At 34.3% G+C, this 18,412-nt stretch carries 19 protein-coding genes; 7 read left to right on the top strand and 12 right to left on the bottom strand.

What is annotated here, in order from left to right; genetic code table 11:
* Positions 1-4: 4 nt before the first annotated feature.
* The 10 genes from A0O34_RS13570 to A0O34_RS13525 form a co-directional block, all read right to left on the bottom strand.
* The gene (locus A0O34_RS13570) at positions 5-1,180 is read right to left on the bottom strand and encodes an aspartate aminotransferase family protein (protein ID WP_066759716.1); all 1,176 of its coding nucleotides are present in this window, start codon (positions 1,178-1,180) and stop codon (positions 5-7) included.
* Between the two features lie 149 nt (positions 1,181-1,329).
* Complete coding sequence (locus A0O34_RS13565) at positions 1,330-2,106, bottom strand: hypothetical protein (RefSeq protein WP_066755350.1); 777 nt, start codon at positions 2,104-2,106, stop codon at positions 1,330-1,332.
* Positions 2,107-2,108: 2 nt separating this feature from the next.
* Positions 2,109-2,936, bottom strand: a complete 828-nt coding sequence (locus tag A0O34_RS13560) for a hypothetical protein (RefSeq protein WP_066755348.1) — start codon at positions 2,934-2,936, stop codon at positions 2,109-2,111.
* A 4-nt stretch (positions 2,937-2,940) separates the two neighbouring features.
* Entirely contained in the window at positions 2,941-3,843 is a 903-nt protein-coding gene (locus tag A0O34_RS13555; RefSeq protein ID WP_066755346.1) for a hypothetical protein, read from the bottom strand.
* 351 nt (positions 3,844-4,194) lie between these two features.
* Positions 4,195-5,943, bottom strand: a complete 1,749-nt coding sequence (locus A0O34_RS13550) for an OstA-like protein (protein WP_066755344.1) — start codon at positions 5,941-5,943, stop codon at positions 4,195-4,197.
* A 3-nt stretch (positions 5,944-5,946) separates the two neighbouring features.
* On the bottom strand, positions 5,947-6,420 hold the full coding sequence (locus A0O34_RS13545; RefSeq protein ID WP_047399628.1) for a Fur family transcriptional regulator: 474 nt from the start codon (positions 6,418-6,420) through the stop codon (positions 5,947-5,949).
* 68 nt (positions 6,421-6,488) lie between these two features.
* The gene (locus A0O34_RS13540; RefSeq protein WP_066755342.1) at positions 6,489-8,483 is read right to left on the bottom strand and encodes a KUP/HAK/KT family potassium transporter; all 1,995 of its coding nucleotides are present in this window, start codon (positions 8,481-8,483) and stop codon (positions 6,489-6,491) included.
* Positions 8,484-8,599: 116 nt separating this feature from the next.
* Positions 8,600-9,580 carry a pyruvate dehydrogenase complex E1 component subunit beta gene (locus A0O34_RS13535; protein WP_054510417.1) on the bottom strand — a complete coding sequence of 327 codons (981 nt, stop codon included), beginning with the start codon at positions 9,578-9,580 and terminating at the stop codon, positions 8,600-8,602.
* 285 nt (positions 9,581-9,865) lie between these two features.
* Positions 9,866-10,282 carry a DUF2147 domain-containing protein gene (locus A0O34_RS13530; protein ID WP_066755341.1) on the bottom strand — a complete coding sequence of 139 codons (417 nt, stop codon included), beginning with the start codon at positions 10,280-10,282 and terminating at the stop codon, positions 9,866-9,868.
* A 151-nt stretch (positions 10,283-10,433) separates the two neighbouring features.
* Positions 10,434-12,365, bottom strand: a complete 1,932-nt coding sequence (locus A0O34_RS13525) for an LTA synthase family protein (protein ID WP_066755340.1) — start codon at positions 12,363-12,365, stop codon at positions 10,434-10,436.
* 89 nt (positions 12,366-12,454) lie between these two features.
* Here A0O34_RS13525 and A0O34_RS13520 point away from each other — a divergent pair, with 89 nt between their 5' ends.
* From A0O34_RS13520 to A0O34_RS13500, 5 genes are all read left to right on the top strand, one after another.
* Entirely contained in the window at positions 12,455-13,168 is a 714-nt protein-coding gene (locus A0O34_RS13520) for a CDP-alcohol phosphatidyltransferase family protein (RefSeq protein WP_066755338.1), read from the top strand.
* A 57-nt stretch (positions 13,169-13,225) separates the two neighbouring features.
* On the top strand, positions 13,226-13,990 hold the full coding sequence (locus A0O34_RS13515) for a 3'-5' exonuclease (protein WP_066755336.1): 765 nt from the start codon (positions 13,226-13,228) through the stop codon (positions 13,988-13,990).
* Between the two features lie 3 nt (positions 13,991-13,993).
* The gene (locus A0O34_RS13510) at positions 13,994-14,392 is read left to right on the top strand and encodes a putative signal transducing protein (RefSeq protein WP_066755334.1); all 399 of its coding nucleotides are present in this window, start codon (positions 13,994-13,996) and stop codon (positions 14,390-14,392) included.
* 300 nt (positions 14,393-14,692) lie between these two features.
* Positions 14,693-15,298 (top strand): fumarylacetoacetate hydrolase family protein, encoded by a 606-nt coding sequence (locus A0O34_RS13505; protein ID WP_066755332.1) that lies wholly within the window; start codon positions 14,693-14,695, stop codon positions 15,296-15,298.
* 59 nt (positions 15,299-15,357) lie between these two features.
* On the top strand, positions 15,358-15,801 hold the full coding sequence (locus A0O34_RS13500) for a universal stress protein (RefSeq protein ID WP_066755327.1): 444 nt from the start codon (positions 15,358-15,360) through the stop codon (positions 15,799-15,801).
* 75 nt (positions 15,802-15,876) lie between these two features.
* On the opposite strand, the gene A0O34_RS13495 is transcribed toward A0O34_RS13500, so the two are convergent.
* On the bottom strand, positions 15,877-16,110 hold the full coding sequence (locus A0O34_RS13495; RefSeq protein ID WP_066755324.1) for a DUF6341 family protein: 234 nt from the start codon (positions 16,108-16,110) through the stop codon (positions 15,877-15,879).
* 42 nt (positions 16,111-16,152) lie between these two features.
* Between A0O34_RS13495 and A0O34_RS13490 the strand changes: the two genes are divergently transcribed.
* A complete protein-coding gene (locus tag A0O34_RS13490) occupies positions 16,153-17,058 on the top strand; it encodes a DUF6427 family protein (RefSeq protein WP_066755322.1) in 906 nt (301 codons plus the stop codon).
* An 8-nt stretch (positions 17,059-17,066) separates the two neighbouring features.
* Entirely contained in the window at positions 17,067-17,651 is a 585-nt protein-coding gene (locus A0O34_RS13485) for a DUF3109 family protein (protein ID WP_066755320.1), read from the top strand.
* Positions 17,652-17,710: 59 nt separating this feature from the next.
* On the opposite strand, the gene A0O34_RS13480 is transcribed toward A0O34_RS13485, so the two are convergent.
* Complete coding sequence (locus A0O34_RS13480) at positions 17,711-18,397, bottom strand: hypothetical protein (RefSeq protein WP_066755318.1); 687 nt, start codon at positions 18,395-18,397, stop codon at positions 17,711-17,713.
* Positions 18,398-18,412 lie beyond the last annotated feature (15 nt).

Raw genomic sequence — 18,412 nt, 5'->3', positions numbered from 1 at the left:
TTTATTAATTTTCGTTTAAAACATCAAGAATAATCTGACATCCCTCTCTTATCTCATCAAGAGAAAGTGTCAATGGTGGAGAAATTCTTAAATATTCATTTCTGTATAATTGCCAGAAAACAATTAAGCCTTTCTCCATGCATTTTTTTGCAACATTTAAAGTATATTCTGGTGAGCCTAGATTTACGGCTAACATCAATCCTTTTCCGTTAATATTTTTAATTTTCGGGTGAACTAAAAGTTCTCGGAATAATTTTTCTTTTTCCTCCACTTCATTCATTAAACCGCTGTCCAAAACTTCTTTTAAAGTAGCATGACTCGCCGCTGCAATCAGTGGATTTCCTCCAAAAGTTGTAATATGTCCTAATTTTGGAGAATGAGACAGCGATTCCATAATTTCTCTTGAACTCATGAATGCGCCAACGGGAACTCCACCTCCCATTCCTTTTCCCATCACCAGAATATCTGGAACAATACCGAAATGCTCAAAAGAGAATAATTTTCCTGTTCTTCCGAATCCTGGTTGAATTTCATCTAAAATTAAAAGAGCTCCAACTTCTTCACATCTCTTTTTTAATTTAATTAAATAATCCTCTTTCGGAACTAAAAAACCAGCCGCTCCCTGAATTGTTTCCAGAATTACACAAGCTGTTTTTTCGGTGATCTTATCGAAATCATTTTCATTATTAAATTCAATAAAAGAAATCATCGGTAACAACGGACGAAATTCTCTTTTGTGAGTTTCATTTCCTGAAACACTTAAAGCTCCGTGTGTATTTCCGTGATAAGAATCTTTAAAAGAAACTATTTCTTCTCTTCCTGTATATCTTTTGGCTAATTTTAAGCTTCCGTCGATGGCTTCGGCTCCACTGTTAACCAAATAAGTAATTTCTAAAGGATCTGGAGTAGCTTCAGCTAATAATTTACATAATGCGACAGGTTTTTCCTGAGCATATTCGCCATAAACCATTACGTGAAGATATTTATCCGCCTGCTCTTTGATCGCATTCACGATTTTAGGATGAGAATGTCCCAAAGTATTTGCAGAAACTCCTGCCACAAAATCAAGATATTTTCTTCCGTCTTTTCCGAAAATATAACTGCCTTCTGCTTTCTCAACTTCAAAACCTGCTGCAAATTTTGTAGTCTGCGCCTGATATGTAAAAAAATCTTTTTGTATTTCCATTTTATTGAAAAATTTTCAGCAAAGCTAAAGAACATTCGTTAAACACGGAAATTATCCTGATAGAATAAAAAAATCACCCTTAATAAAAAATTAAGGGCGATTCACCAAATCACAAAATATTAATATATAATTTTCACTGTGTTTTATAAAACTTTTTCTACCGTTACAAAGCTGTTGTTGGTAACGTTATAAGAGGTAGTTCCTCCAATTTCAGAGATCGCTTCTAAAGTGATATACTGTCCCTGAACTGCATATACGGAGAAATCTAAATTGATCTTCCTGTTCGTTCCATCATAATTTACGGTATTTTCCAGCAATTGGAATCTTTGAGCATCGTTGATGTATAATCCCGCTCCGAGCCTGTTACTGAATGATCCTGCCGGACCTGTAAAATTTAAGTTCAAATTAATTCTGTACAAGCCTGTCTGTCTCACATATAACCGATTAAGGTTGGGAGCAACTGTTGATACATTTGTTTTAAGCCTTAGCGGATCTGCCAAGAAATTGGGTTTATCGATTAAAGAATTAATAGGCAACAAAACAGATCCCGAAGTTGTAGAAACCGCATTAATCTGAAATCTTGAAATATTATCTGATTCTACTTCAAAAGCTTTGCTCCAAACCAAGCCGTCAAAAACCATCGCCTGTCCTGTACTCTTTACAAATAAAAGCATTCCGCGCAGTGCCTCAATTCTTACTGAAGGAGCATTGATGCCGGTGTAAGGAAGATCGACATCCGCATTTACCGCAGGAAGACCAAAACCTTTTATACCGCTGGCTTCAGTTGTATTTGTCATATACATCATCACCTGATCGTTCCCGTTTGCGTTTGAGTCAGGGTTGGGAATATTCGTAAAATTAACCTGTGCACTGTAGCTATTTAATACAAATAAATACAAGCAGAATATATATTTTTTCATGACTAATAAGGTTTGATTAAACGGGCAGCAATGTATGAGTTAATAGAATTCGTATCTGTTCCGTAGGCGGCCAAAGCACCACCTGAAACAGCATTAGAGCTTATCTCCGGAACTACCCTTAACTCTGCACTGACGGGCAAAGAGATTGTCTGGGCAAAACTTGAAGTTTTATTTCCCTGTGTATCTATTACAAAAACAATGGAGTAATTTGTTTTTGACACAACCGTTTCCCAATCTGAAGCAGAAGTATATTTCACCTGTAGCGTTAATTTAAACTCTGTAATTCCTGCTTGAAAGCCTAAACTTCCTCCTGTGAAACCAAGCGCTACACCGATGTCATAAATTCCAGCTACTTTTATAGTTACTGTACTTGCGTTTTTTAATGTTAAATTATCTACAAGAACCTGACTTTTATTATCTGCAGCAAGATATCCAGGCGTACCTCCCGCAAAACAGAATCCGATTCCGAAAGAAATACAAGGAATCGTCACTCCTGTTGATACTCCTAATCTCGAAATTTTAGGCTGAAAAATGCCTTGTATCTGACGGGAAGGATTCCATGAAAATCCGTCATATTTATAGTATTGATCATCATTTTTGTTATAAATAAGCCCTCCGACAAGATTAGGATAATCATCAAATATATCCGGTGCCGCAGCATTATATTTCGGAAAGGAAGTATAAATATTGGCAAAAGGAAGTATCACTCCCCGAGTTCCGTCCTGAACTTTCACTATATTTTTCACACTGCTTATATCACTTCCTATAACCACTTGCCCATAAGCAGAATATTGAAAAAACATGATAATTATTAATAAAATTCTTTTCATCTTACTACATATTTATTTTTTCAACAATAATTTCAGATACTGCATTTCCGGTTTTACTCATGGCAAAAAACATATTGTCTCCCCCTAAAAGTCCGGTACAAACGCCTGTTCCAATATTTTGAGTTCCACCAAGCGTTAATCTTAACTTGTCTCCGGCATTGAAAACACCAACATAAGTGAACGCCAAAGACTGTCCCACATCAATTGAGCCCGGAGCTAACGTACTTACTGATAAAGCTCCTGCTGTTGAGCTACTTGCCGTATTATTAATCGGTCTCCAGGTAGCATCTGCTGTTGTACTAAGTTCTAAATTTAAGCTGGACTGCAGATTAATAACAACTCCTAAACAAAGAGGTGTACTGATATCAATAGCGCCACTTTTAAACGAAATTTTATACAAACCTTTTGTATTGATATTAATAACGTTACTGGTTGCTGCTGCCAATGAAACATTAGAAGAAATATCATTAAAACTTGGACTGACATTCGTAAAATTGACATTTTGCGAGGTACATGTCCTAACGGTAACACCACATGCAAATCCACAAGTCCCACAGGTTGAAGTTACTGTTCCCGTTCTGATAAAACGAGCCATTTTATTGTTCTTCATCGCTGAAACAATCTGGTCTGATATCTTCCAGGTTGTGCCATCATTTTGAACAACACTTCCCGTTTCTCTATTGAAAATTACAGAAGCCTGTGTTCCGTTGCCGGTTGTCCCCGTCGCTGAAACTGGAAGCAATGATGTTAAATTAGTTCTGGGTAAACGAGTGGCATTATTATCCTGCTTTACATGCAGTTGTGTTCTCGAATCAGGATTAAAAGATGGTTCTTTTGAAATCCCAACTTGTGCTGTATTTTTAAGACCATAGATCAAAAAAATAAAAAGGATAATTTTGGTTTTCATCGGTTTTTTATTAAAATACGTTCTTGACGTAATAAATATATAAAATAATACTACTTACAATGAAAATAATTCAACGCAAAGCATATAATGCTAAAAATAATTTATTTCATTTTAACGTGAGATAATAAATTATTAATGAAAACTCAATAACAATAAATATTTAACATTCACTATCTGTAGAATAATGTTTCGGAAAAATCAGAAAATAAAAATTGAAAATAAGAGGTTATAATGGTAATTTTAACAGTTTTAGACAAAAATAAATCACCATTTCCGATATGAAAATGGTGATTTATTTAATTTTAAGAAAGAATATATCTCAAATATAAGATCCTGTCTGTACTTTATTTTTTATTTTCGGGTACGTTTCGGCTTTTTAGCTTCTTCTTTTGCTTTTTCTTTATCTATCGCTTCCTGAGCATTATCATAAAGAGAACTTTCGGTTTCGTACTTCGTTTCCTCATTATTTGGTGTGTCTACCAATATGTCCTGCCATTTGTTTATACGATCTTTGGTGTTCCAGTTAAAATCCGGGAATTTCCTTTTGGAAGGCTCAATTTTACTCATTGGATAAGTGTCGGAAGTGGCTCCAATATTACAGGAAACAATCTGCATTACTTTCTCTTCAAATATTGCATCAATAATTCCGCAAGAAGTAAGAGAAACCCCTATTCTTTCAGGTTTTTTTGTGGCCTGATCTACATCGTCTGCATAACTTATTGCCTGTGCATTTCCTATTACTGTAGCTTCTTTTATATCATTATTTTGATAATGAACCGTCATGAATCTACCTTTAACTTGGTTAAATTCATCCTTCAAATTTAATGAATCAACCTTGCTTATTGCAAATGCATTTCCGATAACTTTTAAAGAATCTATATTTTCGTTTTCAGTATTGAAATAGGCTTCAATTTTATCTCCGGTTACCTGCTTGATTCCGCTCCACAGAATTGGCTTGGTGTACATGTGCATAATTCCGTCAGTTTCATTGAAAGCAATAGAATCTGCCCTTCCCTGCGCATTAGATTTATAGAATCTTCCTTTTCTGAAAGCTCGCAAAAAGCTCTTTTTCTTTGTAATATCTGCAGAATCCGGTCTCTGGAAAGAAATGATTTTTTCTGCCGCAAAATACATTGAATCTTTTTCAAAAGCTTTTACTGCGTAAGGATTTTTGGTCATCATCGCAGAATCTTTCTTTTCAAAAATCTCTCCGTAACCGCCTTTTATCCATCTTCTTTCTTTGGGATCGTCTAAGGTTACATTTCCTGTTGCTTTTCCAAAACCTGTGAGCTGATTGAAGTACATATCGTCACCTGTCAGGATCTTATCATTATAAAAAATCTTAGAATTTTTATTTAGAAAAGCTTCTTTCGTGTTCATTCTGTAAGTCCCTCTTTCTGTATAAACACGGTTTTTAGGATTCTTACGGTTGGTAATTGTTGTCGGGCCAAAGAATTCAGCTATTTTAGTAATCTGATTTTGTTTGATATTGTCGCCATCAATAATATAATCAGGAGTGTCAATTTTTACATTCCCAACAAAGTCAATCAATTTTGTATCCAGAAAATACGTTGCTGACTTTGTATACATTGTATTCTGAGCATCAGAAATTGTACCTCCCGTATTAAAATAAGCCTGATTGGCAAGCTTATCATAATATAGAGTTTCTGTTTTGATAGTCTGTTTCGGATCTGTAAGAACTACATTTTTTCTGGCAACCCCTTTTTGAGTGTTTCCGTCATACTCCATTTCACCTGCAGTAATTACCGAACCATCCGGATTTTGAAGTCTTGCATTACCTATAGCTTTTACAAAATTTTCTTCTTCATATAAAATCACTTCATCAGCAGTAAGAATAGAACCTTGATGCTCTAATTTTACATTCCCCTTCATATAACGATTACCGTCATACATTTTAGGGTCTTTGATAATTTCATCAGCATTGATAATCTTAACCTTATCTTCAGGCTTTGCTTGCTGAACCTGCTGCGGATTTTTAATCGGATTTTGTAAATACGGATCTCTCTGCGCAGGCTTTTGTTTGTCTTGCGCAAAAGTAATCGTTGAAATAAAAACTAATAGGAAAAAAATCAGTCTCATTGATTAATCATTCTTGGTGCCATAAAAATATAGCGAATGAGAATCAATTTTTACGCCAAAAGCGCCTTCAATTGCTTCTTTAATACCTTGAATCCTTGGATCACAAAATTCAATGATCTCCTCGATTTCCTTATCTGAGTCTTTTTTGTAGATCACCAAATGGTCATGCTGCTTATCAAAATAAGACTTTTCATAAGAAGAAGACGTCAACGTTTTTTCTCCAAATTGGTGTTTACGGATTAATCCTGCATCAAGGAAAATCTCAATCGTATTGTAAATTGTAGCTTTAGAAACATGATATTTCTTCTGCATCATGAGAAGATATAGATCATCCACATTGAAGTGATGATCCATATTATAAATCTCTTCTAATATTGTATATCGTTCAGGTGTATTTCTGAAACCCTTTTCTAACAAGTAGTTTCTTAAAACATCTTTTATTAAAGCAATATTTTTTTCTTTCTGTAAAGTATCCATTAAAAAAATTATCTACAAATTTATCGATTTTTATTTAAATAAATATCAGACTATTCTGTTAAAGGATCTTAACTGTTATGTCTTAAAAAATCAGCCTGCTCAATTTTATTATCATAAACTGTTAATTCTGTAATCGGAGCAGACTCTACAACCACGTTGTGAGAGGTAACACCCCAAGATTTGAAATCATCACTCCCAATATATTTCACGAAGTTGTAAATATTAAGTGTAATTTTTTGCTTAACCGTTAAAAGTATATCGTTGATATAGGTGTTGTCTATTACTACATATTTCAAATCCGGTGGAATATTATGAGCTCTTAAAGAAGGATGACTACTTTTTGAAGGAATCGTTCCGTCGGCCATTAAATCTTTTAAAACCATGTGGAAATAATCATTAATTCTTCTATCAACTTTAAATCCTAAAAGGAAGTTGATTTTATAAACCGTTCCGGGTAAAATTTCATCAACCGTATATTTAAATGTAAATGGATCTTCCTGATTTACAATACTTAAAATAAAGTAATGATCTGCTCTTTTCGGCTGCTTTTTGATGATAGAATAGATAATTTTTGATTCTACCTCATCATTTCTTTTCGCTCTGCTTAAATAGGCAAGATTGGTAGCATATTTAGGAATCGTTTCATCAAGCTTCATGTCTTTAATAATTGAAACGTAGCTGTCGATTTTTACAAAATTGATGAATTTAGTTTTAATTAATCTTCCGTTATACCAAGCGTACATACAAATTCCGATGAATCCGGCTAGGATAACAGTAATCCAACCTCCTTCGAAGAATTTAATGATATTCGCACTGAAGAATCCTAATTCGATTGACATATAAACCAAAGCAAAAACAAGGATCAAACCTTTATTTATTCTATGTTTTAATAGCCAAAACATTAATAAAATGGTTGTCATCAACATCGTCACCGTAATGGAAAGACCATAAGCAGCTTCCATTTTACCCGATTCTCTAAAGTGAAGAACCACAATAATACAAAGAATAAGAAGTCCCCAATTGATTCTTGGGATATACATTTGTCCTTTAACTCCGGAAGGATAGTCAATTTTTTGGTTAGGCCATAAATTAAGAGACATTGCTTCAGAAAAGATTGTAAATGAACCGGTAATTAATGCCTGACTCGCAATAATTGCTGCTGCCGTTGCTAAAATTACTCCCGGCACGATCATCCACTCTTCCATAATTCCAAAAAACGGGTTGATTACGGAGAAACCAGGTTTTCCATAATTAGCTAAAAGCCAAGCTCCTTGTCCCAAATAGTTTAAAATAAGCATGATCTTAACGAAAGCCCAGCTCACTCTGATATTCTTAGCACCACAATGTCCTAAATCTGAATAAAGAGCTTCTGCACCCGTTGTACAAAGGAAAACGGCTCCAAGAATAACAATGGCACTCGGAGAATTCGCGATAAGCTTGTAAGCATAGTATGGATTAAAAGACCTTAAAATCTCAAAATTTTCAGTTAAGTGTGCTACTCCAAGCCCTCCCAATACCAAAAACCAGATAACCATGACAGGTCCGAAAAATTTCCCGATAAGGCTTGTTCCAAACTGCTGTACTACGAAAATTAAGATTAAAATCCCAATGGTAATCGTAACAACAGGTGTATGAGGATTGTAAATTTCAAGACCTTCAATCGCCGACATTACGGTAAGCGATGGCGTTATCACCCCATCGGCAACCAATGCGGCTGCACCCACAATTGCTACGAGATATAGCCAGCCTTTTTTAAGATTTTTAACTAATGAAAATAATGCTAAAATTCCTCCTTCCCCTTTATTATCTGCCCTCAAGGCGATGATAACATATTTTACGGTAGTTTGGAGCGTAAGAGTCCAGATGATACAAGAAAGAGCTCCTTCTATGTATTCATTGAAAGGCATACTACTACTTGCACCTCTTGCATTTACAATTGCTTTCATTACGTAAAGCGGTGATGTTCCAATATCTCCAAAAACAATTCCTAAAGAAACTAGAACTCCAAAAAAAGAAAGTTTTTTAATGTCAAAATGATGACCACCTTCTGTAACTTCTGCCATATCAGCTTATATATTTTAAGTGGGCAAATTTATACTAAATTTATGACCTTAGGTACATTTCTTCATGCATAGAATAAATGAAAAAGCTTCCTTTCGGAAGCTTTTTTCTATTATATCTATTTAACGTACATCGCATTTTTGATCTCCTCTTTCACTTTTTCAAGCTTAGGGAACCATTCTGCAAATAATGCAGCTGAGTACGGTGCAGGCGCATCAGGAGTAGTAATTCTCTTGATTGGAGCATCCAAATAATCAAATGCTTTTTGCTGTACCATATATGTAATTTCAGAAGAAATAGACGCAAACGGCCAAGCTTCTTCTAAAATAACTAATCTATTTGTTTTCTTTACAGACGTTAAGATTGTATCAAAGTCTAAAGGACGAACTGTTCTAAGATCGATAACCTCAACAGAGATTCCTTCTTTCGCCATATCTTCAGCAGCTTGGATAGCCAACTTCATGATCTTTCCGAAAGAAACTAAAGTTACATCTGTACCTTCTCTCTTGATGTCTGCTTTTCCGATTGGTAAATAGTATTCTTCTTCAGGAATTTCCATTTTATCACCATACATCTGCTCAGATTCCATGAAAATGATAGGGTCATTATCCTGAATAGCTGTTTTCAACAATCCTTTCGCATCGTAAGGGTTTGAAGGAACTACTACTTTAAGACCAGGAACGTTTGCGAACCAGTTTTCGAAAGCCTGAGAGTGAGTTGCACCCAACTGACCTGCCGAAGCAGTAGGACCTCTGAAAACGATCGGACAGTTCCACTGACCACCACTCATCTGACGGATCTTCGCCGCGTTATTGATAATCTGATCAATACCTACCAATGAGAAATTGAACGTCATATACTCAACAATTGGTCTGTTCCCGTTCATTGCAGCACCTACAGCAATCCCTGTAAAACCAAGCTCAGCGATTGGTGTATCGATTACTCTCTTAGGACCAAATTCATCCAACATTCCTTTTGAAGCCTTATACGCACCATTGTATTCTGCAACTTCCTCCCCCATTAAAAAGATGGATTCGTCTTTACGCATTTCCTCGCTCATTGCTTGCGCAATTACCTCACGAAAAGTATATTCTGCCATATTTATTTGAAAAATTTAGACTACAAAAATAGTGTTTTTTTATTATTAACATAACAAAAACGACATCTCATTGAATGAAATATCGCTTTATTAATTTTATTTTAACCTAGTTTTCTTCTACTTTGCTTAATTCTTTGTAAATTTTCTGAAGATTAAAGAGTATCAAGTGATAAGTCTATTTATAAATTATGAATAAAAAATTTTCAACATTAATGGTGAATTCTTAAAAAATAAAAACGACATTCCAATAATGAAATGCCGTTTTATAATTTTATTTAAACTTGATTAATTAACTTTCTGCCAAGTCTGAGTTCTACCCATTAAAGATATTCCTACATATCCTCTCACATTAAGTTTGTCTCCGCTTTTTGTGATGGTACATTTGTAAGTTTTCCCTGTTTTTGGGTCTGTAATTGTTCCTCCTGTGAATTCATCTCCGTCTTTTTTCAAACCTCTGATGATTTCCATTCCCAAAATTGGTTTTCCTTTTCTATCGTCTTTACAGTCTACACAATTAGGATTTGCCGGTTTTATCAACAATTGAGAAACCTTTCCGTAATATTGATCTCCTTTTTTATAGATCTCTACAATAGATTTCGCTTGTTTTGTTTCGTCATCTATTGTTTTCCATTTACCTTCAATTTGAGCAAAAGATAATACGCCAAATAGAGAAAATGCCACTGTTAATAATAATTTTTTCATATTTCTTATAGTTTTAATTCAAATAAAATATTTCTGCTGTCTATTCATTGCTAAAAATATAAATTAATTTCAAACAAACAAAAACTTTTATTATCCTAGGCATATATAACAATAGATGTACCAATTTTCAGAATTAAACACTGGTTAAACGCTAATACAATTTTCTGTTAATCACCTTATCCATATAATCCTGATACCACGCTTTGGCGATCTCCTGCCCTTTTTGAGCTTCCGGATTGCTTTTCAGCTGATCCATAAGATTTTTTTCTAAGCCTAAATCTTTTTTATCAAAGATTCCAACTACGCTTTTACCATCAAAACGGTAAATATAATTCCCGATAATGAACTGCTCCACTCCTCCGTCTGAGTTTGCAATGATGCCAGGATATGTTTTATCACTTACCAAACTTCTACCCCAGCTTCTAATTCTTTTATTATATCCGATAAGGTCAGCTAAAGTCGGGTAAATATCGATCTGCTGCGCTTCTTCAAGATTTACACCTTTTAAATTATATTCAGGATTTGGAGAATACAAAATAATAGGAACAGCGAAACGGTTCATTGCTTTTTGATATTCCGGATAATAAATTTCGTTGGTGTGATCTCCCGTGAAAACAAAAATAGTATTGTTGTACCAAGGTTGTTTTTTAGCCGTTTCAAAATATTTTTTAATTGAATAATCAGTGTACTGCATTGGCTCATGCATCTGATTGGTTCCTTTTTTAAATTTTCCATTATACTTCTCAGGAATCTTGAATGGATGGTGAGAAGAAGCTGTGAAAACTGTCGCCATAAAAGGTTGTGTTTTCCCTACATTTTTAGCGAAATACTGTAAAAATGGTTCATCCCAGATTGCCCACATTCCGTCGAAATCTTCATCATGATTGTATTCTGTTTTTCCGAAATAATGTTTAAAACCCAAAATATTTCCAAAGCCTAAAAAGCCCATTGAACCATTCGGAGCCCCGTGATAGAAAGAAGTATCGTAACCCAGATCATTACAAATCGAAACAATCGACTGTATTTTCTGATTTGAATATGGCGAACTCGTAAAAGCATCCGTCAAACTCGGAATTCCGGCCAAAACACTGCTCATTCCGTGAATAGACTGTCTTCCGTTGGCAAAAGTATTAGGAAAAATTAAACTTTGGCCTGCCAGACTATCAAGAAATGGTGTGTAAGAAACGTAGTCTTTTATCTTCGTGTTTTGATTAAAAGCGCCTATATATTCTCTACTTAATGATTCAACAATAAAAATGACGATGTTCGGTTTGTTGGCAACTTTCCTATCGTAAATTTTATAAGGCTGAATATTTTCATTAATAAATTTTTCATCCACAAAATGAACTTCCTTAAAACTATTCGTATTTAATGTTCTGAAAAAAGAAAAAGTACTGTTCAAAACAAGATTTCCCTGTGACGGAATTTTCACAAAACGATTCGCATCCACCAAATTGATCGGTCTTGTACTATGTTTGAAATCTCCACGGATTCCGCCAACGCACAAAACAGCCGTTAAACAAAGTGTAACAACGGATAAAATAAAGTAAGGAACCAATTTTATAGGTTTACGTTCTTCAATTTTCACTTTTTTGTAAAGGAAAATCCAAAGCCACATCAAAATAACAAACCAAATTAAGATAAAAGGATTTTGAATGATGGAAGCCGTAAAAACTTTAAAAATATTAGATTCGTGCTGCGCCACCTGAAATGCCGCCGAAGTTAATCTTGTCTGCGCGAATTTAAAGTAAACAAAATCACCAAAATTCATCACATAAGCAATTCCGTTTGTAATAAAATACAGCCAAAAAAGTACTTTTTGATAAACCTTCTTGGTATTAATGATAATCGGAACCAAACTCAGCAGAATAAACAGCGCATTCACATATAAAATCGCCGTTGTATCAAACGCAATCCCATGAAATGCCAGACCGAAATAATCCGACACAGAATCAACTTTTATCAGTTCTTTATTAAAGTACCAAAATAAAAATCTTGCAATCTGATAAAAAAAGTATGCTAAAAAAATCCGGTATAAAAGTACCAGAACTTCCTGTTTTCTAAATTCTTTAAAAAATTTCATTTGGCAAATTTACATCAAAATCATATTAATGTATTTTTTAGTGCATAAAATTTTGAGTTAGAATTTTCAAAAACAGTAATTTTGCGATTATGAATTTCATTAAAAATAATCTTGCCAATGCATTAACGCTGGCTAATCTATTTGCAGGTTGCGTGGGTGCCATTCATCTTATTTTAGGTGATTATCAGACGACTGCAATCTGTTTAATTCTTTCTTCAATATTTGATTTTTTTGACGGATTTGTTTCCAGAGCTTTAAAATCAAACTCCAATTTGGGTCTTCAACTGGATTCTCTTGCCGATATGGTGAGCTTTGGAGTGATTCCCGGGTTGACGATGTATAAAGCATTAGAACCTTTCGGAACCGAATTATTAGGACTTCATCTTCCTTTTGAGATCAAATATTTTGGATTGCTTGTTACCGTTTTCTCTTGTTTAAGACTGGCAATTTTCAATCTTGATGAAGAACAACGCTATTATTTTAAAGGATTAAATACGCCAACCAATACTGTTTTGCTTTTTGGCCTGTATTATGCATTTAAAGAAACCAATTATTTCAGTTTTCTTTTTGAAAATGAATTATTATTGATTCTCTTAACCATCCTTACTTCATGGCTGTTGATCAGTCCGATAAAAATGATGGCGATGAAATTCAAATCAAAAAAAATTCAGGACAATTATGCTAAAATCGTATTAATTGTTGGCGGAATTGCCATTTTAGCGATATTTCAGATCGTCGGAATTCCGATGCTTGTAATTTATTATATCTTAGTATCATTAGTATTTCAAAAAGAACTTAGCTAAATTAGAAGCTACATTTTTGAGATAAATTTCAAATTAACCTTTTATCAAATTAAAAAAATGAATTTAAAACTGCATAAACCTCTTTGTATTTTTGACCTTGAAACAACAGGAACGAACATTGCTAAAGATAGAATCGTTGAAATCTGTATCTTAAAAGTAAATCCTGATGCTTCAAGAGAAAGCAAAACGTGGAAAGTAAATCCTGAAATGCCGATTCCCGTAGAATCCAGCCAAATTCATGGAATTTATGATGAAGATGTAAAAGATGCTCCAACTTTCAAAGAGATTGCATCAAAAGTAATGGAAATGATCTCAGGAGCGGATTTGGGTGGATTTAATTCTAACAGATTTGATGTTCCTTTGTTAGCAGAAGAACTTTTAAGAGCAGAACTTGATTTTGATTTAAGTAAATTCAAACTTGTTGATGCACAAACTATTTTCCATAAAAAAGAACCTAGAAATCTAGGCGCAGCTTATCAATTCTACTGTGGAAAAACTCTTGAAAATGCGCACTCGGCTGAGGCTGACGTGATGGCAACTTTCGAAGTTTTGGACGCTCAGATTGGAAAATATGACGATATTCCGAATGAAATTGCTCCTTTGAGTGAATTTACATTCCACAATAAGAATGCAGATCTTGCAGGTTTCATTGGTTTAAATGATAAAATGGAACCGGTTTTTAATTTTGGAAAATATAAAGGTCAGGGTGTAAAAGCGGTTTTCCAAAAGGATCTTGGATATTTTGGATGGCTTCAAAACGCTGATTTCCCTCTTTACACAAAGAAGGTTTTCACTAAAATACAATTGTCAGGTAAATTCTAAAATATGTCAGAATTAGTTAAGTTTAAATTTTACGAAACTGCTCTTGAAGCCAATAGAGACAAGCAAATCTTGGCCGAAAACGACATCAACAGTTTCATTGCGAATGAACAGCTTATTCAATCCGATTGGTTGCTTTCGCAGGCTGTTGGAGGAATTCAGTTGCAGGTTTTTGAAGAAGATTTGGAAAAAGCCAATCAAATTTTGAACGATTATAAAGAAAATGAAAAGGTTTCGCTGGAAGTAGAACATACGATTGCAGATCCTAAGTTTGATTTTGTGTGCCCGAAATGTGGCTCCAATCATATTTACAGAGATGATAGCGCAACGAGCTTTTTTGGAGTTTCGCTTTTAACGAGTCACAAGTTCATTTGCTATTATTGTGAGAACGAGTTTACGCATTAGAAAATAATATTGAGTTTAAAGATGCTTGGCATAAGCTCAGCATGATAAACTTTATGTAAAATTATATAAAAAGGCGGTTAAATCAAACCTAACAGGTTTTGGAAACCTGTTAGGTTTATCTAGCCCCGATAGAAACGGTTACCCCGCAGTAAGCAAAGGTAAAGCGTTGGAACGAGGAGTATGAGTGGATAGCGGGAAACAGCTTCAAAAAATAAGTAAAAATAATTGTGAGATGGCTTTACTTCGACAAGCTCAGCATAAACTTGCATTCGCTTCTCGCAATGACATAAATAAAATAGTATGAAAATTATCTGCATAGGAAGAAATTACGGTGAACACGCGAAAGAATTAGGAAACGAAATTCCTGAAAAACCGGTTATTTTTATGAAGCCTGATACGGCTGTTTTGAAAGGAAATGATTTCTATATTCCTGAATTTTCAAATGATGTTCATTATGAATTGGAAGTTGTCTTGAAAATTTCAAAAGGTGGAAAATACATTCAGAAAGAAACGGCTCATAAACATTATGAGGAAATCGGGTTGGGAATTGATTTTACGGCAAGAGATCTTCAAAGCGAATTAAAGTCTAAAGGTCTTCCGTGGGAGCTTGCCAAAGGTTTTGACGGCTCTGCAGTGGTTGGAAATTTCTTTAAAAAAGAGAATTATAATCTTGAAGGTGTTCAATTTTCATTATTTAAAAATAAAGAAAAAGTACAGGATGGGAATACAAAAGATATGATCTTTTCATTTGATGATATTATTGCATTTGCTTCTCAATATTTCACTTTAAGAGTTGGTGACTTAATTTTCACAGGTACTCCAAAAGGCGTTGGAAAAGTTGATGAAAATGATATTCTGGAAGCTTATCTTGAAGATGAAAAAATTCTAGACATCCGAATATTATAAGGAATTTAACATAACGTTTGGCATAATTTTCCTATCTTTAAATAACAAAATTAAAGGTTATGATAAATATTGTACTGCCCGTAGATTTTGGGGATAAAACAGATCAGCTTGTAGACGGAGCTGTAAAATTCGCAAAAGAACTCAACGGTAAAATTTTTCTAATTCATGTTGCACCTTCAGATATTGGTTTTGCCATCGGAGATATGGGATTCCAGTATTTTCCTGAAGTGGAAGCTAATGAAATAAGAGAAGAGTTGGTTCAGCTGAATAAGATCGAGCAAAGAATTATTGCTCAAAATGTAGAATGCGAACACCTTTTGAAACAAGGAATCGCCAAAGATATTATTCTGGAACATTGCAAAGCAAAAGATGCAAACTACATCGTAATGGGCTCTCACGGAAGAAGCGGAATTTATGATGTCTTTGTAGGAAGTTTAACCAAAGGTCTGACGAAAGATTCTCACATTCCTGTTTTGGTGCTTCCGATCCACGAAACCCATTAAATTTTAATCGTTACCCATAAAAAAACCGACCAAACACATATGTTTTGATCGGTTTTTTACTATATAACCAATTAATTAACCTTCTTTTTTGTAGATCGTAGGATCATAATAAGGGTTTTTACCCTCAGTTGGAGAATAGTAGTCTTTATCTTTGTCACCACCTAGTGTCGCCACTAATACATAGCACCAATACGTGAACAGTACGCAGCAAACAGCAAATAAGATCCAGTTTAAAACATTTCCGAAAGTCTCAAAAAAGCCGAAAGACCATTTGAAAACTTTGCTTAAGAATAGAAAGAAAGACGTCATTATTTTCCTTTTTTAAATTAACTTTGTACAAATTTATAAAAAATGTTTAAATTACTTTCAAAAGAAAGCAATATTTTTTCAATTCCTGTTTATATTGGTTTTCTTCTTTTAATAGTAATCGTATTTAACATCCTGAATTTCAATACAAATGAAGCAATTATCGCCGGAATAACTTTTTTGGGAATTGCTTTGGCATATTTCTGTTTTCATAGCATTGCGCTTAATTATCAGACACATTTGCCTTTATTCTTATATACATTTTTTATTTTTGGACTTTATCCCGGTAATTTAGACATTGGAATTGCCGTTGCGCTTCTTACCAATTCGTTCCTTCTTTTGCTTTTAACAAGTACTGATGAGGACACGAGAAAAAAATCTTATGTGTTGGTAGGTTCCATTGTTGCATTAAACTTTATCTTTCTGCCAACAACATGGCCAATGGCGGTTTTTGTGATCATTCACGTTATTGCTACGTCTCCTAAAGTTTTATTAAATGTTTTCAGGTTCATTTTGGGAGTTATGCTAATAGCGTTCAGTTATTTTTGTATTATGTTTTTCGTTGGATTTACTTCTTGGAATATTGATTATTTCCCATTTGGAAAGATGAAAATTATAACAGATTACACAGAACTTTTTCCTTTAATTCCGATCGCTTTAATGCTGATCTATGCAGTGTACGACCATTTTCAAAATTATAATAAAAAGAGCCCGATAAGCAGGTATAAATACACTTTTTTGCTTGTGTTTTCATTAGCTCAGCTGGTTACTATTATTCTTTATATGAATAAAAGTTATGAATATTTATTACTCTTGGCATTTCCTGCAAGTATTATTTTGAGCAGAATGCTAAAGTTTTTACCTAAATATTGGATGCAGGAAGTTAGCGTTTGGCTTATCCTTATTAGTTTAGTTACCTTTAAAGCAGGTACTTATTTTGATTTATTTTAAAAAAGATTATGATTCAGATAGACGAAAAATTGATTTCCGAGGATATATTTTCCGAAGAATTTGTTTGCAACCTTAGCAAATGCAAGGGTGCATGTTGTGTGGAAGGAGATGTAGGAGCTCCGCTAGATAAAGATGAGCTGGAAATATTAGATTCAATTTTTGATAAAATAAAGCCCTACCTTACTCCGGAAGGAATTCAGGCTCTTGAAGAGCAGGGAACATGGACGACCGATCCTGCAGACGGAATGTACGTAACGCCAATGGTTGAAGACCGTGAGTGCGCCTATGTTACCTATGACATAAGAGGAATTACAAAGTGTGGAATAGAAAAAGCTTATGAAGACGGCGCAGTAGATTGGCAGAAACCAATTTCATGTCACCTCTACCCTATTCGTGTTACAGAATATTCTGCGTTTACTGCGTTGAATTATCATGAATGGAACGTTTGCAGCGATGCCTGTACACTAGGAAAAGAACTTCAGGTTCCTGTTTATAAATTTCTGAAAACTCCTTTAATCAGAAAATATGGAGAAGAATTCTACGATGTTCTGAGCGAAGCCGCAGACGAATGGAAAAAAGAATACGGAAACTAAAAAATAAAAACCGCGAATCAATGATTTGCGGTTTTTTTATCTTTAAAAATTAAATATTTCTATTTAAAATCTGCATCTGTAACACCAGAATTGATCACAACTTTAGTTGTTTTAATCGTGATTTTCTGACCTTTGCCTTCTGCTTCGATCTCTGACGGGAACTGAATACCATCTACCGTCATATAGCTCTTAATTGTAGCCGAACCTTCATCAGAAGTAGATTTATGCAATAAAGAAGTAGAAGCATCGAAATAATACTTTCCTTTATCTGAGGCCAAAACATTATAATCTTTACCATCTATTTTTTCTACCGTAACTGTTGGAAATTTAGCCGGATCATATCCTAATGCATCAATTGTTTTGCTTTTTTTAAGTTCAGCAACTTTATCTGCAGGAATGTCATTTTTCTGCCCCATTTGGTCGAAATATCCTTTCTCACCGTCAAAAAGCTGAATCATTTTTTGTCCCATTACGGATTGTTCAGATCTGAACTTATTCCCCATCTTTTTTGTGGTCATGGCAATTTCCATTCCCTGTACAGAAAGAGTATTGTCTGTAATCGTAGTTTTTACGGCTTCTAATTTATCTTTTCCACCCAAAGCTTTCAGATAATTATCGATAACTTCTTTAGATGTTAATTTTGATTTTACAGCTTCCGTTTTAGCGGGAGCAACAGTTGTTTTTTGCGCAGCTACTGAGGTGGAAAAAAGCACGGCACAAAAAAACGGGATGATGATCTTTTTCATATATAAGTTAGTTTA

Source organism: Chryseobacterium glaciei (assembly GCF_001648155.1).
Lineage (GTDB): Bacteria > Bacteroidota > Bacteroidia > Flavobacteriales > Weeksellaceae > Chryseobacterium > Chryseobacterium glaciei.
Note: the sequence above shows the minus strand (reverse complement) of the source record. Positions and strands in the feature narration are given on the sequence as shown.